This is a genomic window from Reichenbachiella sp. MSK19-1 (assembly GCF_003590315.1).
Taxonomy (GTDB): domain Bacteria; phylum Bacteroidota; class Bacteroidia; order Cytophagales; family Cyclobacteriaceae; genus Reichenbachiella; species Reichenbachiella agariperforans.
Genome location: NZ_MIER01000016.1, coordinates 259694 through 285100, shown reverse-complemented (window position 1 = coordinate 285100; position 25407 = coordinate 259694). Strand labels below are relative to the sequence as shown.

The window sequence follows — 25407 nt, the reverse complement described above, 5'->3', positions numbered from 1 at the left end:
GCTGTTTATATACTCAGAAACAATTTTTTGAAACACTAAACACATAAGACAATGGCTAATTTAAATCCAAAAACAAGAGAAGAAGTATCAGCAAGCAATCAAGCAATTTTTGATCAACTGAAAGGGGCTCTTGGTTTCGTACCAAACCTATATGCGTCCTACCCACATGCTGAGGGAGCACTCGGCGACTACCTCACTCTGAGCAATAGAAAAACGTCTCTATCCAATAAAGAAAAAGAAGTAGTGAATCTAGTTGTCAGCCAGGTCAACAACTGTGATTACTGTCTAGCAGCACACACAGCAGTATCTAAAATGAATGGGTTCTCAGATGAGCAGATTTTAGAGATTAGAACAGGTCGCGCAACATTTGACGGCAAATTTGATGCCCTAGCTCAGTTGGTGAAAAATGCATCTATCAACCGCAGCAAAGCAGATCAAAGTGTAATAGACGCTTTTTTTGCAGCAGGATACACCAAAGAAAACCTAGTAGATACGATCATCCTCATCGGTGACAAAACCATCAGCAACTACCTACACGGTTTCGGTCAGTTCGAAGTTGATTTTCCTGCAGCGCCGGTATTTGAGGCTGCTACGGTTTAACTCTTATAATCATACAGTCACCTTGATCATAATCAATAGGTGACTGTATTTGAAATAATTTAATTTTTTCCCGTCACAAATAGAACCTCTGCCTCTGATTCATTACCCAATAAATCAACTGCCCTGATGTATAGTATTTGCTTTTGGTTCTTCTGTACGAATTTAACCTTGCCCACATACACTCTTTCTTTCCCATCATCTACCCTATAGTATAGCTCTTTTAGGCCTACATGATCATCCTGTGCTGCCAGATATATGGCTGTTCCGTTGGTATAAAACTCACCTTCGGGTGATGTGGCGTATGGTTTGCTACTAAAGTAATAAAAGATTTTGGGCCCTTGATTGTCCACGAACATATCCATATGATTCACATTGCGATTGTTGACATTGTCATAGCCATAAAAATCAACGGCATGATATCCTGACTCTACAAAATTTAACCCTTCGATAAAATCAAACTCCTCTGCTGACCCCTCTAAACTGTATGTAATTTTTTGCATCCCAGATTCATTGTCTGTTGCTTGTAAGATTACTTTTGTAGAAGAGTTCACAAACACAGTATCTCTCGTTTCAATCAGATCTCCTGTAAAAGAATAACTCAAATCAGGACCTGTTAAATCTACATACACCTTGGTCGCTTGATGTTCATACTCATGAAATGAGCGGGCTGATTTTGCATCGTTGGTTTTGTTACCAAATCTATCAATGGCAAAATATTTGATCACATGAGTACCTGCAGCGCTAGGAAGATAAAAGGGCTGATCATAGTCTAAAAACGGCTGGCTATCAATACTGTATTTAATATGCTCTATGCCTGCTTTATTGTCCACTGCCGTAAACTTCATTTTCGTTCGACCCGAAAAATAAATCTGATCTCCTACTATAAATCTATCTCCCAAGATATCAGCGGCCATTAATGGTGCTGCAGTGTCAAAATAAAATTCATAAGTATTAACTGGTTCCGTATTACCAACATAGTCAACGGCATAGTACTGGAGCGTATGATATCCATTGGTCAAAAAATCCAACAACAAGTTACGACCTGAATACAACTGATATTCTCCAGAATCTAGCTGATAATATATCGCTTTGATTCCCGATAGGCTATCCATGGACTCTAATACCAATGAAGCTCCTTGAGAATAAGCTTCTTGAATCTGGATCCCGTCAATACGATGCGTGCTCACTGGTGAATTTAAGTCCACCATTATGCTTTGTTCGTGTAGCGTCTCAACATTGCCCACATGATCCACTGCATAATATCTGAGATGGTTCAAGCCCGATTCTCTCAATTCGATCTCTGTAGTATAGGGAGCAAACCCATCCTCATTGAGTGAATAATAAATTTGTTCCACGCCAGACATAGCATCACTACTATGAAGAAACACCACAGCGCCACTACCAGTATATTCGATATTAGCATTTGAATAAACATTCGTCGTGACGATCTCTAACTGTGTTCGTGGACTGAGTCCATCGGCATATACTGGTAGCAGAACTTCCTGATGCGGAACAGCTACTGTCTTAGTCTGATTATCTATCGCATGACGGGTTCTGATATAATTGATACCTTCAGTATCAAAATATATTGGGCTAGTATACTGCGGTTGCTCATCATTTTTTAGCAGTACTCCCTTATCATCTGGCGAACTTGCTAGACGTAGATAAACTGGCTGTGATTTGTTCCAGTATACTCTTCCCTCAGTATCTGTATGTGGTTTCGGGGTGTGATTACCTTGAGCCAACACCACGATTACTGAGCAAAGCAGTATTACAATTATACTTGTAGCTCTCCTATATAGATTCAAAGCCCTATTGTTCACTAGTTTCAATTTGATTGGTCACGGACTCATTGAGAGTCAAACTTTCATTTGATGCTTTAATCACCTCATCAAGTTCGTCGATACTTGTTTTCAACAAAGCAAATAACTCCAAGTCACTTTCTTGAAAATTTCCTTTTCTCGTCTCGATTAAGCTTAAAATCCCTATGATGTTAGCTACAGGTCTGCGGATCACATGACTATTAGAAAAAATATACTCCTTTAACTTTTCATTAGCGAGTCGCAGTGTTTTTGTTCTTTCATCTACCTTGACTTGAAGGTTTTCATTTAGGTCTGTAATTTGTCTTCTACTCTCTTTGAGGTAACCTGCTACTTTCCTTGCCTTTCTATAGCCCCTTGCAATAAATATTGTTGTGATGATCATAGTCATCAAACAGAGAATCACAATATCTCTAATTCGTCTTTGTTTTTCATTTTCCAGGTTTTGTTCTTGAATAGCACGCTCAGATTCCAATTCTTTAATTGTAAACTCTTTCTGTATCACCTCTATTTGCAACTCCTTCTGTGTTAAGTTCTCATATAAAGCAGCATTGACACTATCATACTGGCTGAGTTTCACATCAAGACTCCTTCTTTTCTCCTCTATCTCTCTAATTCGACTTTGTTTTGCGGCAAGTTCTTCTTGGCCTCTTCTGTTTTCTTCTTCTAATTTTTGCTTAAGCAATCTCTCCTCAGAGTAATCCTCCATGATTTTATCCATTTTGTCATCCTGAGCCATTTGAGTAAAGGTCTTGTAGAGATCAAAATAATAAATTGATTGTTTGGCGTTGCCTGCTTTTTCATAGGTTTCTGACAGCATTCCATAACAACTTTTCATTTGGTCTACATCATTTTTTTCCCTTGCTAGGTTAAGTGCTTCCAGCAAAAATGTTACTGATTGATCATACTCTTTCAAGTTATTAAGTACTACTGATAAGTTAATGAGCGCGGATATCATGCCTAGCTTTTCATTCTTTGATCGCCTAGCTGCTAAAGTCTTCATAAAATAATCACGGGACTGACTAAAATCTTCTATATCAGAATAAAGCATTCCCAAATTATTATTAAGCATAGCTATACCATTCTCATTTTCAATCTGTCTATTAAGCTCGAGTGATTTGTGGTAATATTTGATAGCCTCTTCATAATGGTTGTGCTCCCAATACACGTAAGCAATCTGATTGAGAAAATATGAAGCATCTTTGAAATTTCCCTTTTCATCTAGACTCTGTTCATAATTCGCTAGGTTTTTTATAACCACCGCCGAATCGTGCTTTGACAAAGGGTATTGTTGCGCATTAAGTGAGGTCTGTAGCAAACTGCATAGCACTATACATAATAGTGTTTTCATGGGTTTTTCCATAAGTATTTAAAGCATATTATCTCTGTGCTAACAGTTAGAACAAAAATAAATAAAATACTGGCATTCAAAAAGTTATTTACTCACCTAAGGATAACCCTAACCTTAGAATCATGGCACTGTTGCTGTTCAAGTAAAAAGGACTACTACCGTGTTCGATTAAAATTTTAACAAAAAAGGCGTTTGAAATATTTCAAACGCCTTTTCTCTAATGTGGAAACAAGTCTATTATACCTGACTCAAACCTCCGTCTATTTCTAGTTCTACTCCTGTGATGAATGAAGCTTCGTCAGACGCCAAAAACAAAACTGACTTAGCGATCTCTTCAGACGAACCGAACCTGCCTAGTGGCACTTGCTGTGCAAAACCCTGTCCCATTTGGTTCAGCTGCTCTTCGGACATGTCCATTTTACCGTAGATCGGGGTATCTATCGGACCTGGTGCCACACTCACCGCACGGATTTTTTTAGCACTTAGTTCATTAGTCAGCACTCTGGATAGCAGTCTCAAAGCACCTTTGGTCGCGGAATAAACCGCAGAACCTGGGAAACCTTTTTGGTGTACAATCGAAGTATTCCCGATGATGACGCCTCCCTCATTAAGATGTGGTATTGCAGCCTTGATTGTAAAGAAGGGGCTCTTCACATTGGTATTGAAATGATCATCAAAGTGCTCTTCGGTGATATCACTCATCGGCATAAAATGAGCTATACCCGCATTCAAGAACAGAATATCAATATTACCATAGGCCGCTACTGCTTTTTGCACAGCTGCTTGACTAGCGGCTATATCTTTAGCATCTGCCAGAACCGCAGTTACATCTCCCCCGATTTCTTTAACTGCAGCATCGAGTGCTTCTTGTCTACGACCCGTGATCACGACCTTAGCTCCTTCTTTTACGAAAAGTTTGGCAGTTGCCAAACCGATACCACTGTTTCCTCCAGTGATGAATGCTACTTTGTTTTCTAATCTACTCATGATTTTGTTTTGGTTATTTGAAACGATTGGTTCAGATAACGGATCATTTGAAACGAACGTTTCAGATTTGAACAAAAAAATTATAGATTTTCTAAAATCCTTTCGACCAGCGCATCCAAATCTCTCTGGTCAGACATCAATATCGCCGTGACCTGTAGACCCTGTAGGCTTGTGAACAGGTAAAGCGCCGAGAGGCGAACATTTTTATCTAGAGCTATTTCTCCCGCATTCTGTGCTGCAACCAACTTCTGCTCAAACAGTCCCACCATCGCATCCTTGTTCGCAATGAGCAATCCTTGGATATTGACATCTGATTTGCCTAGCTCCGTAGTGCAGTTGGAGAGAAAACAGCCTCTTCGTTCTTTGTCCTCTTTGATACTCGCTAGTATGGAGAGAAAAAAATCATGTATTGACTCTAGAGGAGAAAGGCTTTTATAAAAAGATTGTAAAACCGTCTCAGACTGGCCGTTTTGATAATGTCGAATGGACGCTTCGAAAAGTTGATATTTATCCCCAAAGGTATTGTAGATACTCGATCTATTGAGACCTGTAGCATCCACCAAATCCTGCATAGAGGTCGCATGAAACCCCTTCCTCCAGAATAGTTTCGTGACTTGGTCTATGACCTGGGCTCTATCAAATGATACTGATTTGGGCATGTGATTTGTTCAACGCACCAAATTTACAGAAAGTTTCGGAGTAGCTCTAGCCACGTTTCTCTAATACATATACAGCCTATTTTCCAATGGACTTCATTATCCTATCTTCTTGGATTAAAACATCGCGCATAAGTAAATTATGGGGTAAAGATTTATGTTTAGAGACTTTTAAACCTTCCAATATTTTCGTTAATGACTTAGCGGTAATCAATGATAAATTCAACTCGTAATCCAAACCACACTCTTTGACAAAGTCGTCTGAAAACTCAGGCGCAATAAGTAGTGATTTAATGACCTTATAGCCATTCTTTTCAGCCAAACCTATATAAGATTTCAACTGTCGAGAGACAGAACTAAATTTATTGTACCCACTTTCCTTGACAGACTTACATTCAAGTAATATTATATCTTGCTCAGAAATCGAAATAACCATATCCATCTTATCCTTAGAGGTATTTAGTTTCTTCCTTAAATCTTCATTTACCGTAAAGCCCAATTTTGTGAAAATCGTTTTAGTAAGATCCTCAAATAAGATTCCTAATTCACTTTCCTTAACTATTATTCCATTCTCCTTGAGAGTAGCTAGATCCCGATACCCTACACTTGCATAATTTTCAAGGTATAGATTTTCAGCATCCTTATAATTCTCTAAAATGTTAGCCAACAAATCACCACGGGTTTTTATGGCTACCTTTTCACAAAAGATCTCCAAATCTGTTTCTGGAATCACTTCCAATACATCTCTCGGTTTGATGTTGTAGTCTAAAAGATAGGCGCTCTTCATTATGTTTTCTTCTTGGAGCTCAAACTCATTTTTAAGGATGATCTTAGTTTTAGGCAAAATTTCACTTAACTCAAGTAGCATTTTCTCATATCCTTCTATTGAAATACCTACTTTATCATCCGCTTCAACCTCTTCAAAAAATCTGATTACACTCTCTAGTTTTTCATCCACGGTTGCTCCTTTCAAAGCATTGTTCAACTTTAGCTTACTATCACATAGCTCATTGATGAATTTTTTCTTTTCTGTAACTAGAACTCCCTCTTTAAAAATATCATTTGATAAAACACCTGTAAATGAAATTCCCTCATTTATGATTTCTTTGATTTTCAAATCTACGGTTTGCTTCCAGTCTATATTATGTTTCTTACAAATCATGTTGATTTGAGGTTCACGAATTTGTCTTAGAACTCTCCTAAAGTATTTGTCAGCAACCTCTTTTCCTTTTAGTTTACGAACAAGTGTCACAATTTCATCTGCGATATAAACCATGTTCGTTTTCCTAGAAAAGAACAAAACACCTAAATTTTTCATTTCGCTGATCACCGAGTCTATTTCCAACTGTACTAAAGGAACCACCATGTAGTTGATCAGTTTTATCTCTTCGTTGGATAGTTCCAATTTGCTTGACAAAGTGTTTAGGATAGTCTGCTCATCAAAGGTTATTTTCCTTTCTTGGTTGTTTAGATCATCATTCGTAAATGCAGTATTTACACAAGCCCGAAACGTGATATAATCACGCTTTCTTAAAGCTTCAATTGTTGATTTTTCATTTTCTATTTCAGCCTTAAAAACGCCTATCTTTTTCTTTAATTGCTTCAATTCTGTTTCATAAAGCCGGCATAACCAGTCTTGTTTCATGATGCAATTTCCATCACGGATCAGTATGTCTGACAAAATATCTATTTGGGATGTGGAAACTAGAAACTCATGCTTTAGATAGTCCGAAAACTCATCTTTGAGCAATTCGAACACTTCTGATATATTGATACTATCCATTGCCTTTAGATCGCCACTAGCATTATTCAATATTTTATCGATCTGTTTTGACTTTTTAGGCTTCTGAGCAATAATGGTATCAATTATTTTCAGAAATGAATTTTTCTCAAAGGAGTTGAGATGGTCGAGGATTTTTTCGAGTTTCATGCAAAAATTAGTTTATATGGTATTTTACTGTCTTCACAGAAGACGGCTCTTAATATAACTTCTAATTTTCTCGATGTTGCTAATTGATAGTTTGCCCGTTCCGACGAAAAAAATCGTTTATTAACGCACTACCAACTGTAATATAACAAGGATAAGGGAATATCTTCTTTTCTATTTGAAATCCGAATTATCTATCGGACGGATGACCTGAGCAGGGTTTCCTGCGACGAGTACATCATCTGGTACATCTTTGGTGACGACTGATCCTGCACCTACTACAACGCGGTTTCCAATAGTGACTCCAGGGCAGATGATGGCTCCTCCGCCTATCCAAACATCATTGCCGATGGTGACGGGTTTGGCATTCTCTAGCCACTCAGATCGTGTCTTGGCATCCAAAGGGTGAGAGGCTGTGTAGACATGCACGTTGGGTGCGAAGAGGACATTGTTCCCTATATTAACCTCCATCACGTCGAGTATGCAACAGTTGAAGTTCATGAAGACTTTCTTTCCCAACTTGATATTATAACCATAGTCGCAGTAGAATGATGGCTCTATCCAGAGGCCTTCTCCTGCCGACCCAAATAGCTTATAGAATAGTTCGTTGCGTTGCTCTTTGTGTTCGTCACCTGTCCTGTTGATCTCTTGAAACAACAACCTCGCTTGATGGCGCTCCTGGACTAACTCTGCATCTGATGCATCGTATAGTTGACCAGAGAGCATTTTTTCTTTTTCTGTCATCTTAGCTTTTTCTTCGGTACACACCATGAAACACGGTAGTTACGGGACGCTCATTGGCATCTAGTATTTGCCAGACTTGACTCACAGTATTGTCATCTATCTTGGTGTAGGTGATGCGGTCATAGTACCATGAGATTTTCTTGCCACGGGTAAGCCCACTCTGCAAGACCATGCTATCGTCTGATTGTTCGCCTTTTAGCTTTAGATTGGATCCACCGCTATCGAGCCAGAGTTGATTCCATTTGGAATCTGACGGATCGAAATAGTTGAAACTACGACCAGTGACTCCCGACTCTCCGTGCCACTCCTCTTGAATCACACAGTCCTTTTCTAGTTTAGATACGGTGCTTTCCCCGAGCTTTTCATTTTCTATGGTATAAACTTCCCAGTCTCCTACCCAAAAATCAAACGCTTCGTGGCTGGTAGTACAGCAAGCACAATTGCTTTGCGCTTGAACAGCTACTGTTGAAAGGAGCAACAGGACTCCTAATAAAATCAATCTCATGCTACAGGTTTTATGTTTGTCTCAAAATACTAAAAGGTGTCTAGTATCGCAAAACAATACGACGAGTAACATGAGATTGTAGGATTAACCTTTATTGAGCTTAGACTAAACAGGCATCTCTTCTGCTTGCTCAACATGTTTCTTTTTCTTCTTGACGAACGGGCGAATGATCAGTCGTGTCCCGCGATCATAGGTGAAGTAGTTCCATACCCAGTTGGACATGATGACGAGCTTGTTTCTAAACTCAACGATGAGCACTAGGTGAACAAACATCCAAGTCAACCACGCCAAGAAACCACCGTACTTCAGTTTTCCGAAAATCTCGGTTACTGCTTTGTTTCTCCCCACGGTTGCCATGGTTCCTTTATCGACATATTTGAAGGCTTTCCAATTGGTCTTTTCCATCCCCTTATTCAGGTTTTTGGCTAATAAGCCCGCTTGCTGTGTGGCTACAGGCGCAAGCATGGGGTGACCTCTTTTAAGCTCCTCACTTTGCATAGAGGCTACATCACCCACAGCATATACTTCATCAAAACCTTTGACCTGGCTGTATTCGTCTACTTGGTAGCGGTTGTCACGGGTCAATGTGGTGTCCATGCCTGTCAAAGCATTGCCATTGACACCTGCTGCCCAGATGAGCGTTTCGCTTGGGATACGCATCCCGTCGTTGAGCACGACCGTTTCTCCATCGAAAGACTCGACGATCTTGCCTACATAGAGGTTGACATCAAATTTTTTGAGATAACCAAAGGCCTTTTCACTAGATTTTTGGGACATCCCACCCAGAAGCCTGTCCTGTCCCTCGATCAAGTAGATCTGCATTTTATTGAGGTTCAGTTCTGGGAAATCCTTGGGGAGTACTTGTTTCTTTAGCTCTCCTAGCGCTCCTGCCACTTCGACTCCAGTAGGTCCTCCGCCTACGATCACGTAGTTCATGAGACGCTGCACTTCATTTTCGTCGTTTTTAAGGACTGCCTTTTCGAAGTTTTGCAGAATCTGCGAGCGTAGGTTCAGCGCATGAGGCAACTGTTTGAGTGGAAATGCACGCTGTTCGAACTCTTCGTTGTTAAAGAAGTTAGTAATCGATCCACATGCCAACACCAAATGATCATAACTCAACTGACCTATATTGGTCTCGATGATTTTATCCACTGGATTTACGTTTTTGGCGGATGCCATACGGAAGTAAAAATTCTTCTTGTGATGAAAAGTCTTTCGCAATGGGCCAGCAATCGAATCGGGCTCTAAACCTGCCGTAGCGACTTGATAGAGCAGCGGCTGAAATGTGTGGTAGTTGTAGCGGTCAAGGAGTACGACTTGGTACTTTTTAGAATCAATATTTTTGACAAACCGTAATCCCGCAAATCCTCCTCCTATAATGACGATTCGTGGTAATTCTGATTTAGGAATGTTGATTTTTTCGAGTTGGTCTGTTTGGACAGTAGACATAATGTGTGATGGATATTCGTAAATGATTTTACGAATGCGAAGATAGCTAGTTCATCAAATTAACATTTAAATAACCACGGAATACTACCATATAAAACTGCAATATTTACGCTTAGAAGAAAGTCACACTGGCAGATGATAAATCAAATCTTTGTCTCAGGACAAAAGCGCTAAAAATTGCCTTATGATTGATACATCTACCACACGATTCTGATACTCCGCATCGGGTATCGCACCCATTTTGACTCGATGGTTTCGGTAGTTCATCTGGCTATCTATAGTTTGTCGAGCACTGATATGAATCTCTCGAACCCCCGTCTGTTCTACCAGCGATTTGATATTGTCGACACGGACTCCTCCTCCAGCTAAAATCACAATCCGATCTCCGGCTTGTTGGACTAGTGCTGTCAACTGAGCGGCACCTTCTACCACATTGGCCTCCAGCCCCGAAGTGAGTACTCGGTCTACTCCTATAGAAATCAAATCCTCCAATGCACGACTGGCGTCTGATACCATGTCAAAGGCACGATGAAATGTCACTTCCATCGGTCGAGCCAACTCGATCAGTTGCTGGGTTCTCTCTCGGTCTATGTTTCCATCTGACATCAAAAGGCCGAATACCACGCCATCTGCTCCCAGAGATTTAGCTTGTCGTACATCCTCTTGCATCACGCGAAACTCATCTTCGTCATACAAAAAATCTCCGCCTCTGGGGCGAATCATAACTTGAAGTCCAATACTCACCTGCTCACGGATGGTTTTGATCATACCGGCGCTCGGTGTGGTTCCTCCTTCGACCAGATTGTCACACAACTCCACACGATCTGCTCCACCTGCCAGAGCATTGCGCGCTGAGGTCACTGAATCTACACATACTTCGATTGTCGTTTTTCTACCTGTGAGCATGCTACAAACATAATGGAGAATATATAGTTGTATCAAAAAGCTCCGTAGTAAAGCTTCGTGAGGACACGAAACTCGCTGGAGGCAGATTAGACAAACAAAAAAGTCGATGAAGCATACCTCCACCGACTTTCCAAAACAATATTTACCAAACAATCAAAGTGCTACGCTAACACGACGACTTCTTCTCTTAGCTTCTTTGCAGCATTCACGAGGTGTAAAAGTGCCTGCTTGGTCTCTGGCCATTGTCTGGTTTTGAGTCCACAGTCTGGATTGACCCAAATGTTGCCAATAGGCAACAGTTCACTTGCTCGCTGAAGTAGTTTTTCGATTTCTTCCTGACTCGGTACGCGCGGTGAGTGAATGTCATAGACACCTGGCCCGATTTCGTTAGGGTACTTAAACTCCACGAAGGCGTCCAAAAGCTCCATTTCAGATCTGGAGGTTTCGATCGTGATCACATCGGCATCCATGTCTGCTATGCTATCGATAATGTCATTGAACTCAGAATAGCACATGTGTGTGTGAATCTGTGTGCCGTCCTGCACACCACTTGCTGATATTCTAAACGCCTCTACGGCCCAGTCCAAATAGGTTTTCCAATCCTCTCGACGAAGGGGCAAGCCCTCCCGAATCGCTGGTTCGTCTATCTGAATCACTGCTAGGCCAGATGCCTCTAAGTCACACACTTCGTCTCGTATGGCCAGTGCGATCTGCTGACAGGTCGTAGCTCTCGGCTGATCGTTTCGGACGAAAGACCACTGTAGGATCGTGACTGGCCCAGTCAGCATTCCTTTAACAGGACGATCAGTCAAAGACTGTGCATAGCTAGACCACTTGACTGTCATCGGCTGTCTCCTATATACATCCCCAAAAATAATCGGAGGCTTGACACAGCGACTCCCATAACTCTGTACCCACCCAAACTGCGTGAATACAAAACCTTCGAGTTTTTCCCCGAAATACTCGACCATGTCATTGCGCTCGAACTCACCATGCACCAAGACGTCTAAGCCTATCTCTTCTTGAAAACGAATCGTTGCTTCGGTTTCCTTTTTGAGCAACTGGTCATATTGTCCCTGAGTCAGGCCTCCCTTCTTGAACTTGGCACGCCAACTTCTCACCTCTGGGGTCTGTGGGAAGGAACCTATAGTGGTCGTCGGGTAAAGTGGAAGCTTCAAAGTCTCGCGCTGGGTAGTTTGGCGCACAGAGAAGGCAGAGATGCGTTGGCTATGAGAAGGTGCCAATCTCTCGACACGACGCTTCACTTTCGGGTCATGGATGAAACCTGAGGTTCGTCTATCATCATTAGCCTTTTTGTTCTCGACTAATTCTTCGACCAATGCCTCAGACTTCACCTCTACAGCCAAAGCCTTCAGTGTGACTACTTCACTCACTTTTTGTTTGGCGAATGCCAACCAGTTTTTGACAGTATCTGGTAACTGTGCGTTGTTCTCCTCCAGATCCAAGTCGCAGGGACTATGGAGCAGCGAACATGAGCTCGCGACCCATACGCGTTCATCTCCCAGTTTTTTGACAGCACGCTGAATGACTTCTAGAGAGGATTGAAAATCGTTTTTCCAGACATTGCGACCATCGACTAGTCCGAGAGAAAGAATCAGTTGATCGTTTAGTTTTGAGGATCCCAAAATATCATCCAACTGCGAAGAACAACGAACCAAATCCAAGTGTAAAGAGTGGATAGGCAACTCCAATACCCTATCGAGATGGTCTCCATAGCAATCAAAATAGCTGGTCAAGGCGATCTCTAAAGTAGGGAACCTGTGTGCCAGCTGTGTATAGGTCTGTGTGATGGCTGATTGTGCAGATGTATCTAGATTCAGTGCTAGACATGGCTCATCGAACTGGATCTGAGTAGCCCCGAGATCAATCAGCTGATCGATCAGCTCAAAATATACTGGCAATAGCTGATCCAGTAAATCAAGGCGGTTGAACCCCGCCTCCTTCTCTTTCCCCAAAAGCAAAAAGGTCACAGGAGCGATCAAGACAGGCTTGGTCTGTAGCCCTAGTTGGAGTGCTTCTTTGTATTCCCCCACGATTTTGGTTGCGTCTAGCTCGAAAGTCTGATTCTGAACAAACTCAGGGACGATATAATGATAGTTGGTGTCGAACCATTTGGTCATCTCCATGGCGGTGACATCATAGCCGTCACGTTGAATCCCACGTGCCATCGCGAAATATAGATCAAGACGTGAAGACTCTGCTTTGACCTGCTGATAGCGCTGTGGAATACACCCCAGTGTCAGCGTCATATCCAAGACCTGATCGTAAAGCGAAAAATCATTGGATGGAATGTAGTCTACTCCTGCCTTCTGTTGAAGTGCCCAATTTTGTCTCCTGATGGTTTTGGCTGTGGTCAGCAATTCTTCCGCATCAATCTCTTGTTTCCAATACTTCTCTGATGCTCTCTTTAGTTCACGTTGGCTGCCTATTCTGGGATAGCCCAATATGCTGGTTTTCATAGTTTGTTTAGATTTATTTTCTCCACAAAACTATATATCAAGTGTAATGATCCGAATTATAAAATATATTTGGTTATTAAATCTTAATATGTATTATATCAAAGATTATTAATTTATCAACACATGATTTCGGACGCCAAAACAGAAAAATTTTCTACCCCAAAACTCGACGAAGTAGACCTTAAACTACTCGACCTCCTTCAGACTCAGTCTAACTTGACGACCAAAGAGCTCGCCAAACGAGTCAATCTTTCAGCTACTCCCGTATTCGAACGAATCAAGAGGTTGGAAAAAAATGGCTTTATCAAAAAGTACATTGCGGTGCTAGATGCTGACAAATTGGACAGGGGGTTGATCGTGTTTTGTAACATCACGCTCAAGCAACACACCAAAGCTATCGGCAATCAGTTCGTCGAAGAGATCACTGCCCTCAAGGAGGTCACCGAGTGCTACAACATCTCGGGTGACTATGATTTTCTGCTGAAAGTTCTCGTCAAAGACATGAAGCACTATCAGGACTTTGTATTCAACAGCCTCGGATCGGTCAGCAACATCGGCAGTGCACAGAGCACCTTTGTGATGGGCGAGATCAAGCAGACCCATGCCGTGCCTATTGGGGTATAAAAAAAGTCCATGAACGATAGCGTTCATGGACTTTTATCAAACTTGATTGAGATGCTCTATTATTTCTTAGCAGGGATGGTTACTTGAACCGTCACATCAGGCCACAGTTTAGATACGCCATCCGATCCTTTGTGTAGCAGTTCGCACACACTGTTGAGTGAGTCGATCGCCGCGCCACCGTTCCAGTTGGTCACGTCTATAGAAGCCGTCAAGATCAAAGTTGAGTCGTTGGTGATGTAGCTAAACGGTACAGCACTCGTCGTGTCATTCATCATGAGTGACAGTTCGCCACTACCTGCGTCTGCGGAAACGATTTTTCCTTCGATCGCTGGGGTATTGAATGTGCCAAAGAAAGACTCTTTGATTTTTGGGTCTCTCGTCGCTTCGTTAGAGTTAACGCTTGATGTATTGATGCTAAAGCTACCATCTGTCAATACACTTTCGACAGCACCCTCACCGCCAGCGATCACAGCTACCTCGTCGAAGGTACCCGATACACCGACTCTTTCGGTCAGCTTAAAAGCCGTCCATTTGATCTGCGCGGCAGCTACGTCATAGACGATTTCTTTGGTCGCCTCTTCTGATTTTTCTTCTTGTGCCTTCTTAGGAGTACAAGCGTACATCGAGAATAGGGCAACTATCACAGGGATATAATTTTTGGTTTTCATACGATTGTTTTTGAATGTAGACCAAATTTAACACAATGGTAGAGCCATACAATAGCTTAACAAAAGAATCGAAACTTACTCAATGCCAAAGATTCCAGATTAGTCGATTCAGCCTCTCCCTAACACACCGGATGACGAATGATCGTTCTCAACTTTTCTTCCGCAGTTCGCCTTGGATCATTCAGGTAGATTTCAGTGTGATACCCATTCGGTTTGAGACACTGCTCTTGCATCAGACTCAATATTTTATCTATTGTTGGTTTTTCTTCCTGATACGAACCTACGTGCAAGCACTGCACACATTCTCCCAGATTGATCACTTCATACTGTACGTCTGTTACATCTAGTGATTTGTCCCTAGACACAGCAGCTGCTACGCCCGCTTCGAAAACACCCTCACTCACCGAGATTGGCATACGCATGAGTAGCCGCCAGTGCCATTGGTCCTGAGGAGTACTCTCTAACAGGTGCTGCTGCTCATAACCGCCCGCTATCCACCACTGCCCCTCCATTTTGGGGATTTTAAAATCCAAATCCTCCGCCTTCTGCATAAACTTGATGGTGTAGGCTACCTTGTAGAGCTTTTCTATTGCGGAGAGAAACCGCTCTGCGTCTGGCGCGGACTGTCCGGAGATCGTGAGGTAGGGGTAAGTCCCCAAATCTACAACCTCTGCTTTCTTCTTGGCGGTATAGTACACCTTGTCCGACTTGGTCAAATCTAGTTTTTCTGCTACCATGGTTTAGTTTTTAAAGTGGCCCGAAAATTTCATATCCTCCACGTATTGCATCAACAATGCGAACTGTGGATGTTTCTCCAACTCCTGTTGTGCATTTTTGGCGTGGGCTAGCGTCTCCCAGCCGACCCAGTCCATCAGCTGATTGTCCTGACCACAGGATCTGTAGCTCTGCACCCCGAGATAGCCCGGCATTTCTTCTAGACATGCTTTGACGATATGCTGCACTTTTTGGTATTCCATTTTCAGCTCTTCCTTGACCGTATAGATCACTAGCTCTTTGATTTCTGTATTCATCTGTTGATTTTGTTTTGTTCGAATACAAAGAAACTCGCGTGAGTGACAGCCCTATGTCACTGCATTTTTTGAATCAAAAAAATTATTGATACTGGTCAAAAATCTCTTGGCTGAGGGTTTTGGCAATCTTCTTCAAAGATGACGGTGCTAGAATGCGTCCATACTTGCCATACATCATCATCCATCGCGCAAAGTAGTACTGGTCTGGAATCATAAATTTCATTTCGCTCCATTCTCCTTTCTTTACCTCACTGACGAAACCATACTGGTACTTACTATCGACTATGTATTTGATTATACTACTATGTAGCTCGACGGTGACCTCTTCCAGTACGAAACGTGACCTTTGTTCCTCAATAAAATCATCATAATTGGGGTAGTCTTTTGGGTCGAACGTCCGTGGAGTCAGTTCTAGGTTTCGGATGCGGGTCGTCCTAAAATCACGAATCTGCTCCCGCAGAAAACAATAACCAATCAAATGCCAGTTGTCATTGTAGTAGATCAACCCTAATGGTGCCACCTGCCGATTGGAGACGGTCTCGTTATAATTGGAAAAGTACTCCATGTCTACCACTAGATGCTCCGCTACTGCCTGTTGCACATCTGGGAAAAACTGATCCTGAAAATCATCATGATTAGCACTATTTCTCTGAAGCACACTTACTTTTTCTTCTAGCGTCTGGAGATAGTCTTTGTCAGAGTAGCGGAGTACTGCTTTGATTTTCATCAATGCTTCCTCAAAAGCCCGAACTGTTTTCTTGTCTGATCTTGGCGCGAGTAGCTTTCCGCCGAGCAGTAGAGCAGCGGCCTCTTGCTTGTCAAACACCACTGGAGGCAAATGGTAGCCCTCGACGATGAAGTACCCCTGAGCAGCATCGCCTCCTATCGGTACGCCCGCCTCGATCAATGCACGGATATCACGAAAGACTGTGCGCCTGCCGATCTCAAATCTATCTTCGATCTCCACCAATGGTATTCTTTTTTTGCTCTGCAGCTGTACCATGATAGCAGACAGGCGGTCAATACGGTTCATGGAGTTAAAATTAGGACTAATTCTGAATGCATACCAGTACGTCCCGCACCAAAGGACGCTGTTTTTGTAGAGAGATTCTACAGTCTGGGGTGATGCTAATCAAAGTGTTTCTGGATTTGGCATGGGCTAAAAGAATACAAACTAACTGTAAATCAGCTATTTAAGTTTTTTATTTTGCCTTGGCACGGCTTTGTCTATATGACTATCAAACAAAATTAAAAATTCACTTAAAATTTTATACCTATGAAAATTGCAAGAAAATTAATCGCGTCATTGATGTTGTCATTCGTAGTAGCAGGTGCTGCTTTTGCTCAAACTGTAGATCCAAATGCTCCTACTGATGAAGCCATGGAACAAGAGATGCAGTCTGAAAAAACAGCCATCGCTATGGAAGAAGTTCCTGCTGAAGTACAAGATGGCCTTCAAGAAACCAACATCCAAACTGCTGAAGTAGAAGAGGTATACAAACTAGATTTGACTGACGAGACACTCTATGAGTTCGTCGTGACCTCTGAAGGTGTGAAATGGGCTATACAGTTCGATACCGAAGGGAATTACGTGAACAAAAAAGCTTTAAGTTAATCTGCACTCTTTTATTTATATATCATTCCCCCTTTTGAAAAGGAGCCGTGTATGCGGCTCCTTTTTTTGTGCAGAAAAATGAATTTTGTTCAGCTTATTGCTCCACAGGTTAGCTCACCACATCAATCTCGGGATAGCTAATGCGGGTAGTAAGCTATTTTAAGACAGTTTTTGCTTTCATAAGGTTAGACATTGGCACAGATATATGTACTTTTATATCAGATCTACACCATTATGAAAAACTTGTTAAGAGTGCTCAGTATTGGACTGATTGTGACTCAAGTTGGTTATGCACAAAGCAACGAGTATGTTGTTTTTACCAAAGCGAAAAAATTACCCCAACCTATTTTTGGAATGTCTTATGCCGCAAACGGGCAAAAAGCAATACTTGCTGGAGGGCGTTCTTTTTCGGCTAATTCGGACGAGATATATGTATATGATAGTGCCATTGATGAGTGGTTGAACTTGTCCTCGTCTAGTCCGTTGAAACCAACACTTTTTGGAGGGGCGGTATACCTTGAGGATTATGGTAGCGTGCTTTTCGCTGGAGGCACGACGCAGACACGTGATCATGTGTTGCTGATTGACAACATTCAGTATTACGATATGAAGACGTTTCAGTCTTCGGATTTAGGCGAAAACCCTATTGCAGCGAAGAATCAAGGTTTGGCTTATGCAAATGATAAAGTTTACATCTTTGGTGGCTCGACAGGGAGAAAGGCAGATAAAGAAGGTGTTGAGTTCGAATTTAACAAACGCATGTATGTCTATAACCTTAAAACGGGACTCATGCAGCAGCTATCTGATATGCCAGAGGGCAAAGAAACCAAAGGTTGTATTGTAGCAGGAACGCTGTATACACTAGGTGGGTATGGAGAGAAGGCCAGTGATCAGATCCATGCCTATGATATTCAAAAAGACAAGTGGAGTAAAATAGGTCGATTGAAAAACCCCTGTTCTGCCTATGCTCTTGTTCAGTATCAACAGTACATTTTTCTTATAGGGGATTATAAGTTTATGGATCAAATGGTCGTTTTTGATACTAAAAGCTTAAAGACAAAAACCTTTAAGATGAACTTCCGCGGACGACACATGGGAGCAGCAGTATTAGAGGGTGAGCTACATGTCTTTGGAGGCTTTGATCCAGAAAAAAGCCGAAGCTCTGGATCCGCTCAACATTGGAAATTAGATCTAGATCAATTTTTTAAATACAACTATTGATATTAAAAGTATGATAATCAGGCTATTTAGTCTTTGATAGAACCTTTCAAATAATAGGTGGTTTTTGTTTGAGCATGATTGCATAGATTTATTCATTCATCAAAACAACAACTTCATGAGAGTATTAACCCTAGTCGTGCTGATTTCATCTATTTCTTGGATGTCGTTCGCACAAGACAAAACTTGGCAAGGAAAGTTCGAGCCAATCGATCGGATGATTGATCCACCGAGTACCTATCGTACTGCCTCTGGTGCCCCAGGCGCAGACTACTGGCAGCAGCGTGCTGATTACAAAATCAAAGCGTCTTTGGACGAGAAAACCCGAGTACTGTCGGGCGAAGAGACCATTACTTATTATAACAATTCTCCGGATGAATTGCCATACCTCTGGCTACAGTTAGAGCAAAATGTCAATCGTAAGGAGAATGAAGGCTTTGGTGGTATCTTTAGTGTCAAGGACTCGATGACTTCTCAGCGTATGCAGTATCTGCTACGACCGATTGAGTTTGAGGCAGGGTACACTATCTCGTATATCAAGGATGCTTCGGGTAAGACCTTGAAATCCCTCGTCAACAATACGATGATGAAAGTGATGCTACCAGAACCGCTGCAGCCGAACACGTCGGTGACTTTCTCCGTTGGTTGGTCTTACCCTGTGACGGACCGATCCAATTTTCTGCTGTCTCGGGAGGGCTATGAGTATTTTCCAGAGGATGATAACTGTGTTTTTTTAATCGCACACTGGTTTCCTCGCATGGCGGTGTACAACGATACCGAGGGCTGGCAAAACCAACAGTTTCAGAAGCTGGGGGAGTTTGCGCTAGAGTTTGGCAACTATGATGTGGAGATCACTGTGCCAGCTGATCACCTCGTCGCGGCGACTGGGGAGTTACAAAACGATAAGGACATCCTGTCTTCGGACCAAAAAAAGCGAATGACGAAAGCCAGAAAATCATTTGACGAACCTATTATGATTGTGACCCCAGAGGAGGCTGCCGCCAATGAAAAAACAAAAAGCACCGATACCAAGACGTGGAAGTTCCATGCAGAAAATGTGCGTGACTTTGCCTTTGCGAGTTCGCGAAAATTCATCTGGGATGCACAGGCTGTCAAGTTGCCCAACCGTATCACGATGGCCATGTCTTTCTATCCCAAAGAAGGACTGCCCGTTTGGAGTGAGGAGTCCACTCAGGCAGTCGTCCATGCGCTAGAGGTGTACTCGGAGGCTACTTTCAACTATCCCTATCCAGTAGCGATATCGGTTAATACGTCTAATATCGGGATGGAATTTCCGATGATCAGCTTCAACGGCGGACGACCAATCGATGGAGAAATGAGTCACAATGCCAAAGAAGGTATGATCCGAACTATTGTGCACGAGGTGGGGCACAACTGGTTTCCAATGATCGTGAGCTCCGACGAACGCAAATGGATGTGGATGGACGAGGGGTTGAATACTTACCTAGACCAAAAAACTATGGCGGAGCGTTATCCACAGTTTCATAGTTTGACACCAAAGGATATGATCCCCTACATGGATGGAGATCAAAATGTCATGCGTCCGATCATGGTGACATCTGATGTTGAGTCATTGTATAGCATAGGAGCCAACTTCTATGACAAGCCGACGGCTGGCTTTCAGATTTTGAGAGAGTCAGTGATGGGGCCAGAGTTGTTTGATGCGGCGTTCAAAGAGTATGCCATACGATGGATGTACAAACATCCGAACCCAGCGGATCTGTTTCGTACGCTAGAAGATGCTTCTGCCGTGGATTTGGATTGGTTTTGGCGAGGGTGGTACTTTACCACAGACAAGGTCGACATCAATCTGACGGAAGTCAAATGGTTTCAGATGAGTGAAGAAGAGGTAGTGATTGAAAACAAAGGCAAGAAAGTAAAATCAAAAATCAGCGGGAAAGATGAAAAGGCAGAAATGACAAAGGATTTTTCTGCTGGCCCACAACCCTTCAATATGATTAACACACCTGACAAAAGCTATGGTGGGTTCCTCAGTAGAATAGATGAGACAGCTATGCGTGATCAAGTTTCAGGGAAAAACATCTATGAGCTAACCCTCAAAAATGAAGGAGGGCTCATCATGCCAGTCATCATCGAGTGGACGTATACAGACGGTAGTACTGAGATTGATAGGTTGCCAGCCGAGGTGTGGCGGCTCAATGAAGTGCAGATCAAAAAGACTTTCTTAAAAGAGAAAGAGGTGGCTAGTATCACTATTGATCCGCGACAAGAGCTACCCGATGTGAACATGGAGAACAATACTTTTCCTCGCATAGAGGTCAAGTCCGAGTTTGACGCATTTAAGGAGTAAAAGATCAGAAATCAAATAAGGTGTAGGGGGATTTCTACACCTTATTTTACATTATAATCTACTATTTCAGGCGTAGGGTATTGTACCAGCGGTGTAAAGTTCTCTTTCCAAAAATCTAGGTCTAGTAGCTTACCTTCTTTGTCTTTGGTCAGTGAGAGCACAACTTTCACACCATCAGTGTCCACATATTTGCACTGTACGAGATCTCCGTCATAGAGGTCAGGGCGATCATTGTCAAAATTAATGCTGCCCATATAGGGGTCACCATACTGTGTGACTGTCTCAGATACAGGAAATTGATCAGTGTTAGCAGCGATATGCGAGAGCATTGCTGTTACGATGGCTTTTTCTTGGGATGTGATTGCTCTTGATTTATTCATGGATAATCGCTCTTTCATTTAAATATTCGAGCGCAATATTATTTATTCTATGCCATTTGTGCATATTTTGCAGCTCGATCAAAATGCGATATGACGAAGATTTCATTTGACCTATGGGGATTGCAATTATTGGAGCCCATGGGATTTTTGCTTAACATGGTGATGTGCCTACTCTCCATGTTCCTTTATTTTAGACTGAAGGACGAAGAGATCAGTGACTTTAAAAAGTACTGGATCAATTTCTATTGGCTCTTTGCTTTGTCTACTTTCTTCGGAGGCTTTTCGCATTTGATGTTTAATTATTTCGGGATGATGGGCAAAATACCTGGTTGGTTAGCTGGTGTTTTGGCAATTTCTAGTATCGAAATGGCCGTAGCGACCCAGTACGAAGGCCGTCAAAATACACTAAAGAATCTCGTCCGAGCCAAAGCCGTCATTATACTCCTGCTACTATCTGTCAACCTCCAGTTCACATGGGTGATGATACACACTGCGATTGGCCTTTTGTTTATCCTAGGCGCATCTTCTATCCATCAAGTACGCATGGGAGCGTCTCACTATTATTTATTTCTCTATTCGATTGGTTTGATGATTTTGACACTCCCGTTTCGTTTGGGAGGAATAGATTTACACCTTTGGTTTAACAGAGATGATGTCAGCCATGTTTTTATGATCCTGTCTTTGATTTTGTTTTATAAAGGGGTCAAGCACAGAGAGCTGGTGTTCAAAGAAGCTATTTGAAACGCATCATCCTGAGTGCCACTGTAGGTGCAAGACGGTGAAGAAGTCGGAGTAGTTTTACCTTTCCGATATTGATTTCATACATGTCCTTTTTGAGACCTCTCATAAACTCATCTACCAGTGTCTCTGGTGATATTTTCATCCCCTCATTGTCTTCTGTCATGGCCGTATCTACTAGACTGGGTATGAGCTCGAATACTTTCATCCGATCTTCTAGTTGATAACGTAGCACCTGCGTGTAGGTGTGCAGACCAGACTTGGTCACGGCATAGATGGGCGCGGATTGTTTCGGTACAAAAGCCAAGGCCGAGGTGACGTTGACTATGGCACAGTTGGGGTTACGCTCCAGTACAGGCAGTAGTCCATTGGTCAAGAGGATGGGAGCGATCAGATTGGTTTCCATTTCTTCGTATACCCAGTGTGTGACGTTGGGTTGCTCTGGGATGTGATAGTTGAACTGTACACCTGCGTTGTTGATGAGGATATTCAGGTCAGAGTGCTGATGTTGTATATGCCTGATGAGCGCTTGGATGTCATCTGTTTTGGTGAGGTCACACAGGTAGACTTCTAGCGCAGGTAGTTGTTTGGCGAGACTATTCAGTGCAAAGGCGTTTCGACCTGTGACGATTACTTGATTGCCCATTTGTAAAAAACGCTCTGCCATAGCTAGACCTATGCCTCGGCTACCACCTGTGATTAGTATTTTATTTCCTGTTAGTTTCATGGTTTTTGTATTGGAATAAATGAGCCTGAGATCAAAAGTTGATTCGGTAGAGTACGTCTGGAAAGAAGCCTGTTTGTTCTACTATGTTGATGTCGTCAGTGACCTCATTGTAGCGACGTACAAATTCATTTTTTCGATTGGTGACATTTTGGAAATCAATGTAGAACTGGTGTGACACATTGCGTTTGGTGCTGTTGAGCCGGACACCTAGTTTGACATCCCAACGGAGATAGTTGGCCAACTGATCTTCAAACGCCTGATTCTCGTAGCGTACTTCTTCGCCATTGTTTTGTCGTGTGGCGGCTAGGTCAATGGGCGTATAGCGCTGGCCGCCAGCGGTTGTGAATTTGGTATCAAATGTCCATGCATGTTGGCTCTGGCTACCGAACTTCCACTCTTTCCCGAAGAGTGTATTGAAAACAAACTGGTTGTTGAATGCGGTATTGCGCATCAGGCCATCACTGCCTTTGTACTCTGAGTTGTAGATGGAAGTTGTCATGAGGAGATAGTAGCCTTGACTAAAGAATTTTTCTAAAGTCAGCTCTATACCATAGTTACGTCCAGTTCCTTCATTGACAAGTGAGCCTTTGTTGTCGAAGACAAAGTCGGCTCCCTCGTTGACCACCGAGTAACTGCTGGGTAAAGATTCTACTGGGACATCAAAGAGGTACTGATAGTATAGTTCTGACTTGAGTCGCCAGTCCGTGCCTAGGCTGCGGTTGTATCCCAAAACAAAGTGGTGACTTCTCGTAAAGCCAAGATCCTCGTTGGTACGTTCGTAAACCCCAGGGCTGGTTTCTTCTTCGTAGAAGAGCACTGGGCTAGGAATGGCCTGTGCATGTAGTCCGTAGGCGAAACTTATGCGCTGATAGCTGTTTAGCTCATAACTCACGGCAGCCCGTGGCTCTAAAGCCTTGGATTCGGTATGGGAGTGGTAGAGAGCGTGGAGACCATAGGTGATACTGAGACGGTCAGATGCATTGTACATTGCCTGAGCGAAGAGCTGACTGACAGCGTAGCGGTCATCAAAATCTCTAGCCAGTATATAATAGTCAGGAATGCCATCTCCATTATTGTCCGGGATGTCGGCTTGGTTGTCTCGACTTTCTGTGAAAAAGTTAGGGAGATACATTTCACTCAAAAAGCCTGTACGCAACGACCATCGTGCATTAAACTTCTTGTTGAGCGCAGAGGTGAGTGATATACGGCTTTCACGGTTGTTGACATTGACTGCTCGGTATTTGTTAGTGATGTCATCATTGGCATCTCTGACGAAATTGTCCTGAAAGAACTGATTGCTATAGGTGGATGCACCAACGGTCGATTTGATATAAGCTGTTTTGCCCAATCGGCCTGTATGGCTTAGTCCCAAAAGGCCAAGGTCATTGTCTACAAAGGCATCTTCGTCGGGATTGGCAAAGAGATCATTCTCGTCAATGTCTTCTCCGAAAAAATCAATGCTACTCAGTCCTCCCATACCAAAGAGTTCAAAACGACCCAATGGGCTGGTGCCAAAGTTTAGTTTGAAAGATAAGTCTTGATAGATAGGTACAGCACTCGTCCCAGTAGCAGCCATCTGGGCCAGCCCGTAGCGGTAGGATGTCAAGAATGAAGAGCCGTTTTTCTTACTGAGAGGCCCTTCTGCCATAGCTTCTAGACCAGAGAAGATGCTCATTTGACCTGTGAACTCATATTGGTCTGAGTTGCCATTGCGAAAGTTGACATCAAAAACCGCTGCGTTGGCATTGCCATATTCTGCTGGGAAAGCCCCCGTTAGGAAGTCAGAGCTACGGAGCATGTTGGTATTGAGTGCGCTGACTGGGCCTCCTGTCGTCCCGAGTGTGGCGAAGTGATTGGTAGTGGCGATGGGGAGGCCGTTGAGTCGCCAGAGTAGGCCTGTGGGTGAGTTGCCACGCACGACGATATCGTTTCGAGAGTCATTGGGAGCACTCACCCCTGCAAAAGAAGCCGCCAGTCGTGCCACATCATTTCTCCCTCCAGAAAAACGAGTGACATCATCAGGGCTAAAAGTCCGGGCACTGACTTTGGCGAGTTCATTGATGGGTAGGTCTCTATCAGCATCCGCAGAGATCACGACTTCACTGAGTTGCTCGACAGATTCTTCTAGTTTGATCCGCAGCATGACTTCTTTTCCAGCTGTTACGAGGATATTGGGTAGAGTGATACTTTTGTATCCTATGTAGCTGATCTGTAGAGATTGTCGTCCAGTGGGTACATTTTCTAGACTGAAAAGTCCATTTATGTCACTGAGGCCACCGATTATGGAGCTGGATCCGACTAGTTGTATGGATGCACCGATGAGTGGGTATTCGGATTGGGCATCTATGATGCTTCCTTTTACTGTTTGCACTTGGGCTTGGCTGATACTAATCAGGGCGAGTAGGATACCCAATAGAATGGTAATGGTCTTCTTCATTTGTTTATTGGTTTTCGACGAAAGTAGGGGAGTGCTTTTTTTTAGAAAATGAAAGCAAGGTGAATAGGGCATTATTCGATCTGAACCGTCATTTTAGTCTATTGAATCATTTTTAGTTACTCATTCCAGTTCACTATTTACTTTTCCCGTTTGACTGGCAGCTATTCCTGCTTCGTCTGGGAATAGTTATTTTTGATTCAAAATCAAGCTAG

Annotated in this window: 23 protein-coding genes; 6 read left to right on the top strand and 17 right to left on the bottom strand. The window is 42.7% G+C overall.

The annotated features are described in order from the left end of the window. Nucleotides 1–51: 51 nt before the first annotated feature. Nucleotides 52–600: a carboxymuconolactone decarboxylase family protein gene (locus BGP76_RS13895; protein ID WP_119845136.1), complete on the top strand. Its 549-nt coding sequence runs from the start codon at nt 52–54 to the stop codon at nt 598–600. A gap of 59 nt (nt 601–659) precedes the next feature. On the opposite strand, the gene BGP76_RS13890 is transcribed toward BGP76_RS13895, so the two are convergent. The 10 genes from BGP76_RS13890 to metE all read right to left on the bottom strand — a co-directional run bounded on the left by BGP76_RS13890 (nt 660) and on the right by metE (nt 13425). After that, the gene (locus tag BGP76_RS13890) at nt 660–2345 is read right to left on the bottom strand and encodes a hypothetical protein (RefSeq protein ID WP_147407477.1); all 1686 of its coding nucleotides are present in this window, start codon (nt 2343–2345) and stop codon (nt 660–662) included. Nucleotides 2346–2412: 67 nt separating this feature from the next. Further along, nucleotides 2413–3771 (bottom strand): tetratricopeptide repeat protein, encoded by a 1359-nt coding sequence (locus tag BGP76_RS13885; protein ID WP_158584279.1) that lies wholly within the window; start codon nt 3769–3771, stop codon nt 2413–2415. A 237-nt stretch (nt 3772–4008) separates the two neighbouring features. Next, on the bottom strand, nt 4009–4758 hold the full coding sequence (locus BGP76_RS13880) for a glucose 1-dehydrogenase (protein ID WP_119845556.1): 750 nt from the start codon (nt 4756–4758) through the stop codon (nt 4009–4011). Nucleotides 4759–4838: 80 nt separating this feature from the next. After that, entirely contained in the window at nt 4839–5417 is a 579-nt protein-coding gene (locus BGP76_RS13875) for a TetR/AcrR family transcriptional regulator (protein ID WP_073123610.1), read from the bottom strand. A 76-nt stretch (nt 5418–5493) separates the two neighbouring features. Then, nucleotides 5494–7344, bottom strand: coding sequence for a hypothetical protein (locus BGP76_RS13870; protein ID WP_119845133.1), 1851 nt, complete (start codon nt 7342–7344; stop codon nt 5494–5496). Between the two features lie 171 nt (nt 7345–7515). Next, nucleotides 7516–8085, bottom strand: coding sequence for a sugar O-acetyltransferase (locus BGP76_RS13865; RefSeq protein ID WP_119845132.1), 570 nt, complete (start codon nt 8083–8085; stop codon nt 7516–7518). Between the two features lies 1 nt (nt 8086). Continuing rightward, the gene (locus BGP76_RS13860) at nt 8087–8590 is read right to left on the bottom strand and encodes a hypothetical protein (RefSeq protein WP_073123614.1); all 504 of its coding nucleotides are present in this window, start codon (nt 8588–8590) and stop codon (nt 8087–8089) included. Between the two features lie 105 nt (nt 8591–8695). Next, nucleotides 8696–10039, bottom strand: a complete 1344-nt coding sequence (locus BGP76_RS13855; RefSeq protein WP_073123616.1) for an NAD(P)/FAD-dependent oxidoreductase — start codon at nt 10037–10039, stop codon at nt 8696–8698. Between the two features lie 156 nt (nt 10040–10195). Next, the gene (locus BGP76_RS13850) at nt 10196–10945 is read right to left on the bottom strand and encodes a copper homeostasis protein CutC (RefSeq protein ID WP_119845131.1); all 750 of its coding nucleotides are present in this window, start codon (nt 10943–10945) and stop codon (nt 10196–10198) included. A gap of 161 nt (nt 10946–11106) precedes the next feature. Then, the gene (gene metE, locus BGP76_RS13845) at nt 11107–13425 is read right to left on the bottom strand and encodes a 5-methyltetrahydropteroyltriglutamate--homocysteine S-methyltransferase (RefSeq protein WP_119845130.1); all 2319 of its coding nucleotides are present in this window, start codon (nt 13423–13425) and stop codon (nt 11107–11109) included. Between the two features lie 123 nt (nt 13426–13548). Between metE and BGP76_RS13840 the strand changes: the two genes are divergently transcribed. Beyond that, nucleotides 13549–14049 carry an Lrp/AsnC family transcriptional regulator gene (locus BGP76_RS13840; RefSeq protein WP_119845129.1) on the top strand — a complete coding sequence of 167 codons (501 nt, stop codon included), beginning with the start codon at nt 13549–13551 and terminating at the stop codon, nt 14047–14049. Nucleotides 14050–14108: 59 nt separating this feature from the next. On the opposite strand, the gene BGP76_RS13835 is transcribed toward BGP76_RS13840, so the two are convergent. The 4 genes from BGP76_RS13835 to BGP76_RS13820 form a co-directional block, all read right to left on the bottom strand. Then, nucleotides 14109–14717, bottom strand: coding sequence for a YceI family protein (locus BGP76_RS13835; RefSeq protein ID WP_119845128.1), 609 nt, complete (start codon nt 14715–14717; stop codon nt 14109–14111). 119 nt (nt 14718–14836) lie between these two features. After that, nucleotides 14837–15454, bottom strand: a complete 618-nt coding sequence (locus tag BGP76_RS13830) for a GyrI-like domain-containing protein (protein ID WP_119845127.1) — start codon at nt 15452–15454, stop codon at nt 14837–14839. A gap of 3 nt (nt 15455–15457) precedes the next feature. Then, nucleotides 15458–15748 (bottom strand): antibiotic biosynthesis monooxygenase, encoded by a 291-nt coding sequence (locus BGP76_RS13825; RefSeq protein WP_119845126.1) that lies wholly within the window; start codon nt 15746–15748, stop codon nt 15458–15460. 82 nt (nt 15749–15830) lie between these two features. Next, nucleotides 15831–16781 carry a YafY family protein gene (locus tag BGP76_RS13820; protein WP_119845125.1) on the bottom strand — a complete coding sequence of 317 codons (951 nt, stop codon included), beginning with the start codon at nt 16779–16781 and terminating at the stop codon, nt 15831–15833. Between the two features lie 243 nt (nt 16782–17024). Here BGP76_RS13820 and BGP76_RS13815 point away from each other — a divergent pair, with 243 nt between their 5' ends. The 3 genes from BGP76_RS13815 to BGP76_RS13805 all read left to right on the top strand — a co-directional run bounded on the left by BGP76_RS13815 (nt 17025) and on the right by BGP76_RS13805 (nt 20913). Further along, nucleotides 17025–17363, top strand: a complete 339-nt coding sequence (locus tag BGP76_RS13815; protein WP_139281031.1) for a hypothetical protein — start codon at nt 17025–17027, stop codon at nt 17361–17363. A 234-nt stretch (nt 17364–17597) separates the two neighbouring features. Beyond that, nucleotides 17598–18584: a kelch repeat-containing protein gene (locus tag BGP76_RS13810; protein WP_147407476.1), complete on the top strand. Its 987-nt coding sequence runs from the start codon at nt 17598–17600 to the stop codon at nt 18582–18584. A gap of 115 nt (nt 18585–18699) precedes the next feature. After that, nucleotides 18700–20913 (top strand): M1 family metallopeptidase, encoded by a 2214-nt coding sequence (locus tag BGP76_RS13805; RefSeq protein ID WP_119845555.1) that lies wholly within the window; start codon nt 18700–18702, stop codon nt 20911–20913. A gap of 41 nt (nt 20914–20954) precedes the next feature. Here the strand turns inward: BGP76_RS13805 and BGP76_RS13800 are convergent, their stop codons facing one another. Continuing rightward, entirely contained in the window at nt 20955–21293 is a 339-nt protein-coding gene (locus BGP76_RS13800; RefSeq protein WP_119845123.1) for a hypothetical protein, read from the bottom strand. 90 nt (nt 21294–21383) lie between these two features. Between BGP76_RS13800 and BGP76_RS13795 the strand changes: the two genes are divergently transcribed. After that, on the top strand, nt 21384–22034 hold the full coding sequence (locus BGP76_RS13795; protein ID WP_119845122.1) for a hypothetical protein: 651 nt from the start codon (nt 21384–21386) through the stop codon (nt 22032–22034). Here BGP76_RS13795 and BGP76_RS13790 read toward each other — a convergent pair. Then, nucleotides 22027–22758: an SDR family oxidoreductase gene (locus BGP76_RS13790; RefSeq protein ID WP_119845121.1), complete on the bottom strand. Its 732-nt coding sequence runs from the start codon at nt 22756–22758 to the stop codon at nt 22027–22029. The two genes, BGP76_RS13795 and BGP76_RS13790, sit on opposite strands and share 8 nt — an antisense overlap. 31 nt (nt 22759–22789) lie before the next feature. Beyond that, nucleotides 22790–25195, bottom strand: a complete 2406-nt coding sequence (locus tag BGP76_RS13785; RefSeq protein ID WP_119845120.1) for a TonB-dependent receptor — start codon at nt 25193–25195, stop codon at nt 22790–22792. Nucleotides 25196–25407: the final 212 nt, after the last annotated feature.

Bases quoted from the DNA above. Each gene is read 5' to 3' on its own strand.
- metE (WP_119845130.1), bottom strand. From the start codon at position 13,425: ATGAAAACCAGCATATTGGGCTATCCCAGAATAGGCAGCCAACGTGAA.
- BGP76_RS13895 (WP_119845136.1), top strand. From the start codon at position 52: ATGGCTAATTTAAATCCAAAAACAAGAGAAGAAGTATCAGCAAGCAAT.
- BGP76_RS13800 (WP_119845123.1), bottom strand. From the start codon at position 21,293: ATGAATAAATCAAGAGCAATCACATCCCAAGAAAAAGCCATCGTAACA.
- BGP76_RS13880 (WP_119845556.1), bottom strand. From the start codon at position 4,758: ATGAGTAGATTAGAAAACAAAGTAGCATTCATCACTGGAGGAAACAGT.
- BGP76_RS13825 (WP_119845126.1), bottom strand. From the start codon at position 15,748: ATGAATACAGAAATCAAAGAGCTAGTGATCTATACGGTCAAGGAAGAG.
- BGP76_RS13865 (WP_119845132.1), bottom strand. From the start codon at position 8,085: ATGACAGAAAAAGAAAAAATGCTCTCTGGTCAACTATACGATGCATCA.
- BGP76_RS13805 (WP_119845555.1), top strand. From the start codon at position 18,700: ATGAGAGTATTAACCCTAGTCGTGCTGATTTCATCTATTTCTTGGATG.
- BGP76_RS13785 (WP_119845120.1), bottom strand. From the start codon at position 25,195: ATGAAGAAGACCATTACCATTCTATTGGGTATCCTACTCGCCCTGATT.
- BGP76_RS13810 (WP_147407476.1), top strand. From the start codon at position 17,598: ATGAAAAACTTGTTAAGAGTGCTCAGTATTGGACTGATTGTGACTCAA.
- BGP76_RS13790 (WP_119845121.1), bottom strand. From the start codon at position 22,758: ATGAAACTAACAGGAAATAAAATACTAATCACAGGTGGTAGCCGAGGC.
- BGP76_RS13860 (WP_073123614.1), bottom strand. From the start codon at position 8,590: ATGAGATTGATTTTATTAGGAGTCCTGTTGCTCCTTTCAACAGTAGCT.
- BGP76_RS13850 (WP_119845131.1), bottom strand. From the start codon at position 10,945: ATGCTCACAGGTAGAAAAACGACAATCGAAGTATGTGTAGATTCAGTG.
- BGP76_RS13870 (WP_119845133.1), bottom strand. From the start codon at position 7,344: ATGAAACTCGAAAAAATCCTCGACCATCTCAACTCCTTTGAGAAAAAT.
- BGP76_RS13820 (WP_119845125.1), bottom strand. From the start codon at position 16,781: ATGAACCGTATTGACCGCCTGTCTGCTATCATGGTACAGCTGCAGAGC.
- BGP76_RS13840 (WP_119845129.1), top strand. From the start codon at position 13,549: ATGATTTCGGACGCCAAAACAGAAAAATTTTCTACCCCAAAACTCGAC.
- BGP76_RS13830 (WP_119845127.1), bottom strand. From the start codon at position 15,454: ATGGTAGCAGAAAAACTAGATTTGACCAAGTCGGACAAGGTGTACTAT.
- BGP76_RS13815 (WP_139281031.1), top strand. From the start codon at position 17,025: ATGAAAATTGCAAGAAAATTAATCGCGTCATTGATGTTGTCATTCGTA.
- BGP76_RS13835 (WP_119845128.1), bottom strand. From the start codon at position 14,717: ATGAAAACCAAAAATTATATCCCTGTGATAGTTGCCCTATTCTCGATG.
- BGP76_RS13885 (WP_158584279.1), bottom strand. From the start codon at position 3,771: ATGAAAACACTATTATGTATAGTGCTATGCAGTTTGCTACAGACCTCA.
- BGP76_RS13795 (WP_119845122.1), top strand. From the start codon at position 21,384: ATGACGAAGATTTCATTTGACCTATGGGGATTGCAATTATTGGAGCCC.
- BGP76_RS13855 (WP_073123616.1), bottom strand. From the start codon at position 10,039: ATGTCTACTGTCCAAACAGACCAACTCGAAAAAATCAACATTCCTAAA.
- BGP76_RS13875 (WP_073123610.1), bottom strand. From the start codon at position 5,417: ATGCCCAAATCAGTATCATTTGATAGAGCCCAGGTCATAGACCAAGTC.